The 14027-nt window shown below is 50.5% G+C and carries 13 protein-coding genes and 1 pseudogene; 6 read left to right on the forward strand and 8 right to left on the reverse strand.

Translation table 11 applies throughout. From position 1 onward, the window contains the following. Positions 1–93: 93 nt before the first annotated feature. The 7 genes from B7E11_RS13050 to B7E11_RS13080 form a co-directional block, all read right to left on the reverse strand. A complete protein-coding gene (locus B7E11_RS13050; RefSeq protein WP_080834961.1) occupies positions 94–912 on the reverse strand; it encodes an ABC transporter ATP-binding protein in 819 nt (272 codons plus the stop codon). Next, entirely contained in the window at positions 912–1943 is a 1032-nt protein-coding gene (locus B7E11_RS13055) for a FecCD family ABC transporter permease (RefSeq protein ID WP_080834963.1), read from the reverse strand. Before B7E11_RS13055 ends, B7E11_RS13050 begins: the two co-directional genes overlap by 1 nt. Beyond that, a complete protein-coding gene (locus B7E11_RS13060) occupies positions 1940–2980 on the reverse strand; it encodes a FecCD family ABC transporter permease (RefSeq protein ID WP_080834967.1) in 1041 nt (346 codons plus the stop codon). Before B7E11_RS13060 ends, B7E11_RS13055 begins: the two co-directional genes overlap by 4 nt. Continuing rightward, a complete protein-coding gene (locus tag B7E11_RS13065) occupies positions 2973–4070 on the reverse strand; it encodes an iron-siderophore ABC transporter substrate-binding protein (RefSeq protein WP_080834969.1) in 1098 nt (365 codons plus the stop codon). The genes B7E11_RS13060 and B7E11_RS13065 overlap by 8 nt, the downstream gene beginning before the upstream one ends. A gap of 335 nt (positions 4071–4405) precedes the next feature. Beyond that, complete coding sequence (locus tag B7E11_RS13070) at positions 4406–5101, reverse strand: metallophosphoesterase (protein WP_080834971.1); 696 nt, start codon at positions 5099–5101, stop codon at positions 4406–4408. Positions 5102–5225: 124 nt separating this feature from the next. After that, on the reverse strand, positions 5226–5795 hold the full coding sequence (locus B7E11_RS13075; protein ID WP_080834973.1) for a YdeI/OmpD-associated family protein: 570 nt from the start codon (positions 5793–5795) through the stop codon (positions 5226–5228). 101 nt (positions 5796–5896) lie between these two features. After that, positions 5897–6361 carry a VOC family protein gene (locus B7E11_RS13080; protein WP_080834976.1) on the reverse strand — a complete coding sequence of 155 codons (465 nt, stop codon included), beginning with the start codon at positions 6359–6361 and terminating at the stop codon, positions 5897–5899. Between the two features lie 100 nt (positions 6362–6461). Here B7E11_RS13080 and B7E11_RS13085 point away from each other — a divergent pair, with 100 nt between their 5' ends. The 6 genes and pseudogenes from B7E11_RS13085 (at position 6462) to B7E11_RS13115 (ending at position 11569) form a co-directional block, all read left to right on the forward strand. After that, the gene (locus tag B7E11_RS13085) at positions 6462–7373 is read left to right on the forward strand and encodes a helix-turn-helix transcriptional regulator (protein ID WP_080834979.1); all 912 of its coding nucleotides are present in this window, start codon (positions 6462–6464) and stop codon (positions 7371–7373) included. Between the two features lie 452 nt (positions 7374–7825). Then, complete coding sequence (locus tag B7E11_RS13095; protein ID WP_139787169.1) at positions 7826–8350, forward strand: GLUG motif-containing protein; 525 nt, start codon at positions 7826–7828, stop codon at positions 8348–8350. A 130-nt stretch (positions 8351–8480) separates the two neighbouring features. Then, positions 8481–10118, forward strand: a complete 1638-nt coding sequence (locus tag B7E11_RS13100; protein ID WP_080834987.1) for an IS5 family transposase — start codon at positions 8481–8483, stop codon at positions 10116–10118. A 31-nt stretch (positions 10119–10149) separates the two neighbouring features. Beyond that, a pseudogene (locus B7E11_RS13105) lies at positions 10150–10576 on the forward strand (transposase); the annotation flags it as partial. 350 nt (positions 10577–10926) lie between these two features. Beyond that, on the forward strand, positions 10927–11169 hold the full coding sequence (locus B7E11_RS13110; protein ID WP_080834992.1) for a hypothetical protein: 243 nt from the start codon (positions 10927–10929) through the stop codon (positions 11167–11169). 1 nt (position 11170) lies between these two features. Then, complete coding sequence (locus B7E11_RS13115; protein ID WP_080834995.1) at positions 11171–11569, forward strand: retropepsin-like aspartic protease; 399 nt, start codon at positions 11171–11173, stop codon at positions 11567–11569. An 84-nt stretch (positions 11570–11653) separates the two neighbouring features. Here the strand turns inward: B7E11_RS13115 and B7E11_RS13120 are convergent, their stop codons facing one another. Continuing rightward, entirely contained in the window at positions 11654–13372 is a 1719-nt protein-coding gene (locus tag B7E11_RS13120) for a recombinase family protein (RefSeq protein WP_080834998.1), read from the reverse strand. Positions 13373–14027: the final 655 nt, after the last annotated feature.

Genomic DNA, 14027 nt, shown 5'->3' on the forward strand with positions numbered 1-14027 from the left:
CGCTTGGCGTTTCGTTCCTGCTTAAGCGAAAAAGAAAAAAAGCCGGCCAAGCATCGCGGCGGGGCGATCTTGTAACCGGATTTTTTCACCGACTTATGTCGTCCTTACGGCGTCTTTGACATGATGGCGCCCGATGGGAATGACGTACGGGGAGCCCGAGACGGGGTCCTCGATCACCGTGCAGTCCAGCCCGAACACGTCCTTGATCAACTCGCTTGTAATGACCGTTGACGGCGCGCCCTCGGCGACGAGCCTGCCGCCTTGCAGGGCAAAGATATGGTCGGCGTACCGCGAGGACAGGTTGATGTCGTGCAGCACCATGACGATGGTTGTTCCGTGCTTTCGGTTAATGTCGGTGAGCAGGTCCAGAATCTCGACCTGGTACGTAATATCCAGAAAGGTGGTCGGCTCGTCGAGAAACAGAATATCGGTTTGCTGCGCCAGAGCCATCGCAATCCAGACCCGCTGCCGCTGGCCGCCCGACAGCTCGTCGATAGGATGGTTGGCGAATTCGGTAATATTCATGATTTCCATGGCTTCGGCAACGGCCGCGTAATCCTTTTTCGACCAGCCGCCAAGCAGAGATTGGTGAGGGAACCGGCCTCGTCCGACCAGATCCGCCACCGAAATGCCCTCCGGCACGATCGGAGATTGCGGCAGCAGACCGACGACACGAGCCAATTCCTTGGGCGGAAATTTGCCGATCGGCTTGCCGTCAAGGGTAATGGACCCGGACTCGGGCTTGATCAGCCGCGCCATCGCTTTCAGGAGCGTAGACTTCCCGCACCCGTTCGACCCGATCATGACGCTTATTTTGTTGCCGGGTACGACCAGGCCCACATCGTGGATGACCGTTTTATTTTCATAGCCGGCTACGAGATTTTCGACCTGAAACGTATGCGTCGGTTTCATCACAATTCTCCCTTTCGATTCATGCGGATGAGCAAAAAGATCAGATACGGCGCGCCGAGTATTCCCGTAATGATGCCGACGGGGAACCTGTACTCGAAGGCGAATTGCCCCACCAGATCGGACGCCAGAACGAGATTGACGCCGACAAGGCCCGCCGGAAGGGCGCCGGAGAAGCCTGCGCCGACCAATCTTTTTGCGATCGGCCCCGAAAGAAAGGAAACAAAGGCGATCGGTCCCGTGGTGGCCGTAGCGATAGCGATCATGCAGACGGAGGCGACGATAAGCCCGATCCTTGTTTTGTCCGTGCTGACGCCGAGCGAAAAAGCCGACTGCTCTCCAAGCTCCAATAGGCTGAGATGCTTGCCGAGCGCCATAATGATCGGCGTACAGATGACGACGGCAATGACGAGAGGCGCCAGCTCGCTCATTTGGGAGCCGTTAAGGCTGCCCGCGAGCCATCTTGCCGCCGCGGGAACGTTTTGCTCGTCGCTGACCAGCAGCAGATAGGAAATCAGGGCATCCAGCATCGCTTGTATGCCAATCCCGATCAGAATGAGCCGCCCGATGGAAAAGGCCTTTCCTCTCGACAATGCATAAATGAACAGCACCGTAGCCAGCCCGGCAATGACCGAGGCCGCGGAAATGACCGAACCGTTCGCGTTGAGGACGGTAATGCAGAAAACGGCGGCCGCGCTGGAGCCGGACGTAATGCCGATGACGTTGGGATTCGCCAACGGATTGCGCAACATGGTTTGAAAGGTATAGCCTGCAATGCCGAAGGCAAAGCCTGCGAACAGGCCCGCCAGCATTCGCGGAAGGCGGATCATGTTCACTGCGAACGACACGCCTTTGACGGAATCTCCCGTCAGCGCGCGAACGACCTCCTGGACCGGATAAATCGTGTTCCCGAGTAAAAGCATGGCGCAGCAAAGCACGCACGCCAGAAGGAACAGGAGGCCTGTGACGAGAATAAAACGGCGGCGCCTTTGGCGCCTGCCCGCCGCAATTATTGCAATAGATGGATTTGTCATAATGACCGCACTTTCGATCTCATCGCTAGAATGATAAGGATAGGGGCGCCTATAAACGCCGTAACGACGCCGACTTCAAGCTCGCCGGGACTTCCGAGAAGCCTTCCGGCGACATCCGACAGGGTCAAAATAATCGCTCCCGCGAGGGCCGACATCGGAATGACGAAGCGCAAATCCGGTCCAAGGATCAGGCGAATGGCGTGCGTGGCTAAAAGACCGATAAACCCGATAGGGCCGGCGAGCGCGGTGGTCGCCCCGCATAACAAGACGCCCCCCATCGCCGCGATCAGCCGAAGCGTTCCCGTCCGCACGCCAAGTCCCGTCGCGACGTCGTCGCCAAGCGCGAGGGCGTTGAGCGCCGGCGCCGCAATAAATCCGATGAGCAAGCCTGCGATTAGAAACGGGACGAACGTTCCGATGCTGTCCCAGGTGCCCGCCCCCACGCTTCCCACCTGCCAGAATCGGAATTGATCCATGACATAGGAACGCGGGATCAGAATCGCGGAAACAAGCGAAGCAAGGGCGGCGCTTACGGCGGCTCCGGCCAGAACAAGCTTAATGGGCGTAGCGCCGCCACGCCCCATCGAGCCGATTCCGAACACGAAGACTGCCGTAATCGCAGCCCCGGCTAAAGCTAGCCATATATATTGATTCGCGGTGGTTATGCCCAAAAAAGCCATGCCGATCACCACGAATAGCGAGGCTCCCGTATTGACGCCCAGAATGCTGGGATCGGCAAGCGGGTTGCGCGTGACCGATTGCATGAGCGATCCGGAAACCCCAAGCGCCGCGCCGCTCAATAAACTGAAGACGGTCCGGGATATTCTCTTCCGTACGATGTTTGCCCCGTAGGAATCGGCTTCCGGGCGGAACAAACCGTCGATCAGCTCGTGAATGCGGACCGGCCGGGAGCCGAAGACCAAAGAAGCGAATACGCTCACCCCGAGGAGGAGGAGGCCTAGGGTCAGAACCAGGGGGAATCTCCTCGGGATATGCGCGTTTAGCCGAGCGGTGTTCGAAATCGATGAATTATTCATTTACTTTGTCGGCGGCGGCTCCAAGCAGGCTCAAATATTCATCGATCGTGTAGGCGATCGACAGCGGATTTGGCGTGCCTGCGGCTACGAGAGGCGTGTCGCTGTCGATAAACGCGACCGATCCTCTTTCGATTGCAGGGATTTTGCCCAACAGGGAGTCCGCTTTAACGGCTTGATACAACTCGTCGTTGCCATAACCGACCAGAATGTCCGCGTCGTTTAGAGCCTCGGCATTTTCCGCGCTCAACGACAAGGAATAGCTGTTAGGGTCCGTAATCAGGCTCGTGACGCTTTCCGGATAGACGAGTCCCATTTCATGCAGGAAGGAAACGCGCGAATCGATGGGCGTATAAATATGCAGTTTGGACAAATCCTGCGCGTTGAAATTGACCCAAACGATTTTTTTGTCTTTCAATTGAGGGTACTGGCTCAGTTTTTCGCTCACCAAAGCCTCCGTATCCTTAATGAGCTGCTCGCCTTCGGCGGCCATGCCCATGCCGGTCGCATTCAACGTCACCTGCTCTCGCCATGTTGTCGCCCACGGAGCCGTCGGATATGCGACAACGGGAGCGATTTGCGTCAACAAATCGTAATCTTCCTGCGTAATGCCGGAATAGGCCGCAAGGATCACGTCCGGGTTGGCGTCGGAGATCGCTTCGAAGTCAAGGCCGTCCGTATCCTGGAACACGTTTGGTTCGGTTACGTTAAGCTCGTCCAGCTTTTCCTTGGTCCAGGGCAGCAGTCCGCTGCCGTCCTGAACGCCGAAGTTCGCCGCGGAGAAGCCGACGGGAACAACGCCCAGCGCCAGAGCGACATCGTGGTTGGCCCATTGAATGGTCACCACGCGTTCGGGTTTGCTTTCAATGATCGTTTCGCCAAGCGCATGCTGGATGACGATCGGATATTCAACCGCGGCTTCCGAAGATGCCGGAGCTTCCGAAGATGGCGTTTCCGTAGCTGCCGCCGCGCTACCGGACGGAGATGGCGAAGACTCGCCATTGGAGGAATTGGCCGAGCAAGCGGCCAGCAGGACCAGAATCATGGCCGAGACCCATAAGGTCATTAAGGATTTCCTTTTCGTTGCATTCATTCCGCGTATCCATCCTTCTCAAAAATATATTTGTTCTTGCTTGCATCCATGTCGAAGTTCCTTGATAATGATTATCAATTGCACAGTAAATAAATATACCGTGTTTTCGCCTATCTGTCAATAAAAAGCTGGAATATAATGCCGAATTAAAACTAGATGGTCAAGAAGTTTCTTCGCTGTAGTTTCGGCCTGGCTCGACCGATTGGAGGGGCGTCATTCAGGGCCCGAACAGGGCAAAAGTGGAGGGTAGAATCCGGCTTGCATTCGCCAAACCGTCTATAGAATTAAGCTTTCCTGCATACTAAAATAAACTCGTTCCCCTTAGGAATGCGGTATTAAAATCTTGATATTTTCCGCTTTTCAACCTTGCCTGTAAACTGTTTATAAACAAAGTAAGTCATTCGGCTCAAATCGACCAGCGCAAGCCCTCTTTCCTCTTCAATGAAATAGGTATGACTTCCCAGATCGCAATTAAGCCTCCCCCCATCAAAATAAATTCGCTCGACAGGCGTATGGCCGTGAATCACCGGTTTATTTCGCGTTAAGCTGAACAAGTGCTCCTTTGAGATACTGTAAAAGTCGGACTCCGGCATCCAAAGGATTTCTCTGCTTTGTTTATCCAGCGGCTCGTATGGATTCAAACCGGCATGCGTATAGATGAACTCTTCATCTTCGTAAACCATCGGAAGATTGCATACCCATTCAACATGTTCTTTCAATTCGGCTCCGGAAAATGTCTTCTCGAAGTCCCTTAACGTTTCCCGCCCTCCGTGGCTTAGCCACAGCTTGTCTCCGCTCAGATAATAATCCCTCGCCATCTCCTCGTGATTGCCGATCAGGGCAACTACATTTTGGGGATAAGCCTGGGACAACATTTTTATCCGCTTGATGACGTTACCGCTTTGCTTCCCTCGATTGATATAGTCGCCGCCGAACACAACCTGGTCCTTGGCAAAATCGATCTCTGCATGCTTCAACAGGATTTCCAGTCCGTTGTACTCACCGTGTAGATCCGTAATAAAATATTTCAATCATTCCACCTCCTATCGAATACATCTTCATTATAAAGGTACTACTGAGTAGAGTGAAAGTATTGATTGGGCGGACCGTTCTTTCCTGACCTGAAGGCTTGAAAAGCCCCTGAGCATCCAAATCTTAATAATCCAGCAGACGCCCATGATCGTTCCATTGGCCGTACATTTTGTTTTCTCTTGTGTTTGCTATGAATTTGTCCAATCTGCTCCCGAACAATTCCGGCTGATTCTTGATGCTTTGGATCGTGTCGATCCGAACTCTTTTGTAGAGATCCGGAAATGCCAGGAAATGATCGTAGACTTGCTTATCCTCTTTCAGCCTTTGCTCGATAACCTCATCTATTCGAAATGAACGGGGATCCATATCGGGAAGAACCTTTCTCCCTTCGTCCGTCATGAACCCCAACTTTTCAAGGCGGCGGACACGTTCTTTATTCAATTCCGTCCAAGAACTTTTTTTACTTCGGGGGGACAGTCTTTGAGCCAGCTCCGTTTCGGAAATTTTCTTTTTGACTCCGTCGATCCATCCAAAGCACAACGCTTCCTCGACCGCGTCCAAATATAACAATCGATCAGGGGTAGGCGTCATGCTGACCGGGACCCAGCAAAACTTTTCCGTCTTGCCGTTCTCCTGCAGCCAGTTCCTTAGATCCTTTCTCGATTTTGCCGGAACCCGATTTTCAATTTCCATCAATCAAATGCCCCCTTTTCTAATCCGCGAGGTCGCTGCACATAGACAAAGATCGAACTAAAAAAAATGGCCTCATGAAAGACCATTTTTTGGGGAGCGGGTTACTTTTGGTTGGCTATGACGTTATCCAGAAACTTATCCGCGTCCCGATTAAATTTCCAGCAGACCCCGAACCGATCCACCAGCATTCCGAAGCACGAAGACCAGGGCGTATCGGATAACGGCATGATCACATGGCCGCCGGCAGACAAACGATTGAAGTATTCCTCCAGTTCTTGCTTATTCTCGTTGACCAGACTGATCCATACGTTGCTCCCTTTCGTCAACTCGCCCGTTACCGTCTTCATGGAAGGCAAAAGATCCGACATCATGATTTTCCCGCCGCCGAATTCGATCGATGACTCCATGATCATATTTAACTCATTTTCCGGCATCGGATAGTTTGGATCTTGCGGGAAGTCCTTGAATTTCACTTTCTTCACTTCAGTCGCCTTTAACGCCCCCGAATAAAATTCAATCGCTTCTTCGGCAATTCCATCAAAATTCAAATAGGCAATAGCTGGCATAAAGCAATACCTCCTTCTTAAGATACATGTAGTATAATGGATAAAAGGTGACAGCTTATTGTCACCGTTCCGAGATAAAACAAAGAAAAAGAGGGCGAATATGGACAAGGTCGAGAGACTCATTTCGATCATCATGATCTTGCTGAAAAAAGAGGTCGTTCCAACAAGCGAATTCGTGCAATTATTCAACGTTTCCAAACGAACGATCCTTCGCGATATGGAAACCCTGAGCTTGTCCAACATTCCGATCTATTCGATCAACGGGGTGAATGGCGGCTACGGCATTATGGATGAATATAAGGTGGATAAACGTCTACTAAGCAATACCGACATCGAGAATATATTGACTGCGCTTGGCGGATTGGAGCAAATTCTCCTTAGCGAAGAAGTTGAATTGACGATAAAAAAAATAGAAGCCATGGTTAGCCCCTTGTCTCGGAATCGTTCCATTCAACTGTCGTTCTATGATTGGGAGGGCCGGTCCGAAATGGTTCAAACCTTGAAAATATGCCAAGAATCCATCTCGAAGAGAAGGTTGGTTTCATTTGATTATATCGATAAAAATGGCGCTGTAACGAATCGCACGGTCGAGCCATACGAGCTACATTTTAGCGAATCGAGCTGGTATCTGAAAGGATTCTGCTTGCATCGTCAGGGATATCGCACGTTTAAATTATCCCGGATCGATCACCTTGCGATGGATGAAAGAACGTTTCACCCTAGAAGCGATTGGTCGGAACAAGAACGCGAAGCAAGCTTTCAACCGCAGCTCGTCGCGGTTAAGGCATTGATATCGCCCAGCATAAAAGATCAATTCATGGAAAGGTACGGTCGAAAAAGCATTGAGAATTATAGTTCCGAATTTTTATTAGCCACCGTTCATATTCCTCAAAACAGTGTAGGATTTCAATTTTTAGCCGGTTTCGGCACCCATCTGAAAATCATAGAGCCCAAATCTTACGTAGCGGACTTTTGTAATTATTTAACCAGCATGATGGAGAACTATGCTTAAATATGGATTCAAACCGACATTAAGGATGAAAAAAAAAGAGGGGTTCTTCCCCTCTTTACCAATTCCGCCTGAGCAATTCTGAAGAGATTATCTCCCTCGGCCACGGTATAGGTGTTAAAGCTTCGTTCTTTTCGGAAGACTCGCTTGCAGGCGCTTCGCTTGCTTTTGACGATTCGGCCTTGTCTCCCGATCTTTTACTTCAATATTGTACGCGCTCTTGACGCCCTCTTCTGCATTTAGGTAAACGTCATATCTCAAATGCACGAATAGGGGCGCCTGTCGACTGCGTAATTCCTTGCGAATAACGAATGGCTTCGTCCAGCACATCGCGTATTTCTTCGCCGGTATTTCAGTGATCGTTCAAGGAGGGCTTTAAGCGTTTGTTAAGCGATGATCGGTATCCTGTCCTTAGACTTTCGTCATTTTTTGACATCATTCGAAGGGAGAAAAACATGAAACGCAGAATTTCACTTGGATTGTTTTTGTTAATGCTGCTTTCTATCATCCAACCGTTCTTGTACAGTCACCCGGCCGATGCGGCGGGGACGCCCATGACAGGTTCGGGAACTGCAACTGATCCGTATATCATCACGGACGCCGATCAACTCAATAGCGTCAGGGATAAACTTGGTTCTTCCTATAAGCTCGGCAATGATATCGACTTGAGCAGTTATTCGAATTGGGAGCCGATAGGAAATGCCTCGGCAAATTTTTTAGGTCGTTTTGACGGAGCCGGTCATACAATCACTAACTTGACGATTAATCGAACGGATATCGACAATGTTGGGTTATTCGGTTGGGTGGGCAGTTACGGAAAAATCGAAAATGTCAAACTGGTAAATGTAAATGTAACAGGAAGGTTGACAGTTGGCGGCTTAGTTGGCAGAAATCATGGCGGAAACATCAGCTATAGCTCTGTCAGCGGGAATGTGTCAAGTGCCGGTAATTATGTTGGCGGATTAGTTGGAGATAATTAGGGCTTGCTGAACGCTTGAAAAACCGACAAAAACCGCATAACCACAAGGATTTTGAGGCCGATTTGTCGAAATCATATGCAAAGGAAATGTTCGAAAGCAGCCCAAAACCCTTGCAGATGGAGTGACGAAAATGTTCAAGCCGACCGCGCACCTCGAAAATCAATTGCTCCTGCCCGGCGATTTCTTTCTGCCCTTCGGCGGAAAGCTGGACGAAGAGAATCGCTGGGTCCGGTTGGCGCGATTGGTGCCGTGGGCGGCGGCGGAGCAGAAATACGGTCAGTTCTTCAAAAACACCTTTCGCGGCCAACAAACGATCAGTCTGCGAACGGGGCTCGGCGCGCTCCTCATTCAGGAGCGCATGCAACTGACCGACAGAGAGACGGTGGAGTCGATCAGCGAAAATCCCTACATGCAATACTTCATCGGTCTGTCCGGCTTCACAATGAAGCCGCCGTTTCATCCTTCGATGATGACGCATTTCCGTAAGCGTCTGCAGGACGTGGTGGCCGAGCTGAACGAGATCGTCCCGATCGAGGGCGCGAATGAAACGAAAGCCGATGACAACGAGGGTCCCGGCATAAGCGGCGGCGGGAAACGCAGGCGGAAGGCGCCTCATCAACCTACGGACACGGCCAAGACCGAGAAACAAGTGCGGTTCGGAGACACGCCGATGGAATCGACCGCGCAACGGTCTGCTACGGCGCAGACCGTTGAAAGGGCAGCGCCACTTGAAGCGACCGAACGGGATGTTTATGAGGCGGAGGCTTCCGCCGCCGTGTCGGAAGCGCCGGAGCAACCGAATCAAGGAACGATGCTGGCGGACGCCACCTGCGCGCCAGCGGATGTAGCGTATCCGACCGATCTGAATCTGTTGAACGAAGCGCGGGAGAAACTCGAAGCGATCATCGATACGCTGCATGAACGGGTGATCGGACAAACGGCGAAACCGCGTACCTACCGGGAGAAAGCGCGAAAGCAGTTTCTGGCGGTATCCAAGCAGCGCCGGCCGGGACCGAAGGTGATCCGCCGCGCGATCCGCCGGCAACTGGGATTTGTGGGACGGAACCTTGCCATCATCGCCGAGCAAGTGAAGACGCAGCCGCTTACGCGTTTGAGCCGCAAAGCGTATCGCGATCTACTGGTGATTCAGGAACTGTACCGTCAGCAGCTTCACATGTACCAGAGGCGATCGCACCAGATCGACGGCCGGATCGTGAGCATCCATCAGCCGCATGTAAGGCCGATCGTGCGCGGGAAAGCGAAGGCGCGGGTAGAGTTCGGTGCGAAGCTCGCCGTCAGCATGACGAAGGGCTACGCATTCCTGGATCGGGCGTCCTGGGACAACTTCAACGAGAGTACCACGCTCATCGAGACGATCGAGAACTACCGCCGACGCCTCGGCTATTATCCGGCCGTCGTGCAGGCGGATCAAATCTATCGCACACGCGAGAACCGGAACTTCTGCAAGCAGCATGGCATTCGGCTCAGCGGTCCGGCTTTAGGACGGCCGCGGAAGGACGGTTCGACGAACGAGCAACGGAACCAGGACAAACGGGATGCCGGCGAACGCAACGCCATCGAAGGTAAATTTGGAGAAGGCAAGCGCAAATATGGGCTTGGCCGTATTCGCGCGCGTCTCGCGCAGACGAGCCTGTCCGCCATCACGCTGCAACTGCTGGTGATGAACCTGGAACGCAGGCTGCGCGTTCTTTTTGGCTTCCTATTTGCCATCCTGCTCCGCCGACGCCTCAGCCTGAATTTCGGGTAAAGTATCGTTCAGCAAACCCTACTTGGGCCCCTACTATAAGCCGGTTCCTCCATCTCCGGAGGAAATACGCCTCAAGCACCGGATTGACGAGTTGTACACGGAGCACGCGTTCATGGGCTACAGGATGCGAGAGATGGGGATCATGGCTGCGCAAGCTCTGCATCGATCATCCGGATCACGTGTGGTCGGTTGACATCACGTACATACGCATGAAACACGGCTGGATGTATCTGTATGCCGTTATGGACTGGTATTCCCGGTACATCGTGGACTGGCAACTCGATCAGGGCAGTCATTTTACCAGCCCGCAGTATATCGATCTGCTGAAGGAAAACGAGGTTCGGATCAGCATGGACGGCAAGGGCCGCAACGAGTACAACAGTCCGCGGGAAGTACGACGCGGCGTGGAGCGATATATCGGCTTGCAGAATGACTATTTGCCGCATCAGTCGCTGTAAAATCATACGCCGGCAGAGGTGTATAACCGAGCGTCCTTCTCAAATCCACAAGTGGATAACCATGACTCCAGCGCCTTCGCTTGGGCGGTGTCCTCCACACGTGGACATCGCCGATCGGGCGATCACATCACGAAAATTATTTCAGAACGACTTGGCCACGGGAATATTCAAGTAACAATGAACACCTATGAATTCGCCCTCCGTTCAGCTGATAAAGCCGCTGCTGATAAGTTCGAGTCCATTTTGTCTGCTAAGCAATAATAAGATGAACCATACTCCTCTCCCGAGTCATTAACTATTAGGATTATGGTATAATAAAGAGAAAATCCCCAAAAGCGAGGTGCTATCCTATGCAATGGCAAGAGGTTCGTAATATTTACCCCGATCAATATGTGCTTCTCGAAATCCTAAATTCTCATACAAAGGATAGCATGCAATACGTTGACGAAGTGGCTCTGATCAAAGCAATTCAAGATCCAGATGAAGCAACCAAGGAACTGTTAAAATGCAGAGATAACAACATTGTCTACCATACGGGTCAAGAGAAAATAGCTATAGAGCTTAGAAGAAATCCTCTATACAGGGGTCGATAAGATGCAGATAGAATTAATCGATAACTTACTTCAAGCTTCCATGACACTTTGCTACAAAGACCATTCACTAACAATAGATAACTTAGTGATTGATACTGGAGCGGCACACTCCCTTCTTTCATCTGATATCGTATCAGATGTTGGCATCAAATTTGAAAACGGAGACAGATTGGTGCGAAGCTTCGGAATTGGTGGCGATGAGTATTCGTTCCGAAAGCAGGTTAATCAAATCCAGATCGGCGATTTAATCCTACGTGATATCTCGTTAGACTTTGGCGTCTTCCATGACGATATAAGCAGCATTAACGGACTGATAGGTTTGGATATTCTGAGAAGCGGCAATATGATCATCGACCTCCATCGGATGCACATGTATCCGGCAAACATCAAACAGCATTAAAATGGGGACGCGAATTTACCTCGCGTCCCCATTTCGTCCCCTATTATCCCATACACCTGCTAAAAACCTTTATAAATCAAGGAACTAACCGTCTCGATATGTGTTGTTCTCGGAATAGGAAGGCACTCTCCCCCTTTCACTTCGCAAGGACTTTTTTTGCTTATGCATCTTGCTTTGGATGCTGTTATGAAAGCCGGTCTTATAGACGAAGGTCAGTCTGTACGGCTCGGGACTTTCCTGATTGGAGTTCTCCCCAATAATCACTTTATCAACGATGCTTTCGAATACGTTTCGGTCGAATGCGGTCAGAACCTCATTTGTTTGAAGCACTTTGCGGAAATGCTCAAGCCGCTTTCCCAAATCAATTTCATCTTGTGCGGATTGCTCCAGTTGTTCCTTTTCTTCGAGCAGTTTAGTGAGCGAAGTATCGAGTTCCACATACTTCTGTTCGTAGGTAGCCCTGTCTATTTTCTCATCCAGGCACAAATCAATCAGTCTGCAACGTTTTTGCTCCGTGGCCTGAATATCACTGTTAATTTTGTTCAGTCTCTTTTGATTATTCTGGTCGCTAAACACCGATTCCATTCTTTTCATAAGCTCGTCCAGCACGTCCGAATTATTGCGGCACACCAATTTGTATGATTCGACAAAAGCACCCTTAATCAGCTTTTCCTCCAAGGCTTTACTGTGAGGGCAGTATTTCTTCCCCTTTTTCGTGGCTGTCACGCACTGCCAAATCACCTTCTCGTGCGGGGTTCCGCTGTGCCAGTTCCGCCGCGAGAGATTGCTTCCGCAGAAAGCACATTCCAACTTGCTGCTGAAAGCAAATTTTCTGCTGTACTTGTCCCGCTTGCCTTTTGCGCCGCGGCGGCGATTTTCGCCTCTTCGATGCAATATATCCTGCGCCTTCTCAAATACTTCCTCGCTGACAATCGGCTCATGATGATTTTTGACATAAAACTGATCTTCCTCGCCGTAATTGTCCAGTCTTCTCTTGGAAATGGGATCGACGGTAAATGTCTTTCCTTGCAGCAAATCGCCTTTGTACTTCTCATTCTTTATGATACCAAGAACGGTTGTGTCCTGCCATTCGACTCTTCCGTACTTGGTCTTATGTCCCGCCTCAGTCAGTTCCTTGGCAATAACGTAAGCGCCGATCCCCGATGTATATCGTTCAAAAATATAGCGGACGATTTCGGCTTCTTCTTGATTAACGGTGATCTGTTTCGTATTCACATCGTAATCATAGCCCAAACAACTTTGGAAGCCCACCAGTTCGCCGCGCTTCATTTTCATTTTCAACCCTTTTTTTACGTTGGCGGAGATGTTCTCCACTTCCTGCTGCGCTACGGAGCTTAGAATAACGAGCAATAATTCGCCGTCCATCGTCAGCGTATTGATATTCTCATCTTCAAAAAGTACGGCGATGTTCTTTTCCTTCAACATTCGGACGTATTTCAACGTGTCCAGCGTATTTCTTGCAAACCTGGAGATAGACTTCGTGATGATCATATCAATTTTACCATCCATACAATCGTTAATCATGCGCTGGAAATCCTCGCGCTTCGTAACCTGAGTACCGGTTATGGCTTCATCTGCATAAATATCAACCAGCACCCAGTCGCTTCGTTTGCTAACGAGTTCGGTGTAATAGGCGACTTGCGACTTGTAGCTGCTCAATTGCTCCTCGGTGTCGGTACTTACGCGGGCATAAGGGGCAACGCGAAGAACATCCGATAACTTTCCGGCGTTGCGATCGGATATTTTCCTACTTGCTTTAATTACTTCTACTTCGAGAGCCATGATGTTGTCCTCCATTCTTATTTACTTGCCATCAGTTTAATAAGAGATGGGCGGACCGACAAATGTGCGAATCAAGAAGTAAGGTCCGAAATGATGCCGTAATCCCGCATCGTTTTGTTCTTTATCAAATGAAATTCGTTTTCGGTAATCAAAGATAATGCCAGTAATTGTTTTATCATAGCGATTTGCATGCTGTACCGGATGAGTTTATGGTTCATAAAAACCTCCCAATAATCCAGCAAAGCTGAAAAACAGAGATGCGTGACAAACATTACCGCGTGTGCGCATCTCTGTTTCCGCCTCTGTTTTGGTTGCTTCTCTTCCATTAACCCTATCCGGCGGACAGTGGTGAGCCGTCCTCATAGGCTTCAAACCTCTTCCAGGATCGCTGCAAGCCGCCCCCATTGCGATGAGCTATGGCTGGACGGAAGTATCATTATCCCTCCGCATGGATCTTCGCCTTAAATGGAACCACCATTTATGGATTGCATGGGCAAAATCGCTCGCTTTCTGACGGTTCCGCTAACCAGACATGCAAAAACAAGAACCGGCAAAATGGTCGTGGCGCGCCTGCAATTTGGCTATCCTTCTAGGCCAAGCGGGGAACGTACCGGATAGGGTTGTATTTAGTTTTCAAGGATCAATGGAGGATGAA

Origin of the sequence: Cohnella massiliensis (assembly GCF_900169535.1) — a bacterium.
Lineage (GTDB): Bacteria > Bacillota > Bacilli > Paenibacillales > Paenibacillaceae > Cohnella > Cohnella algarum.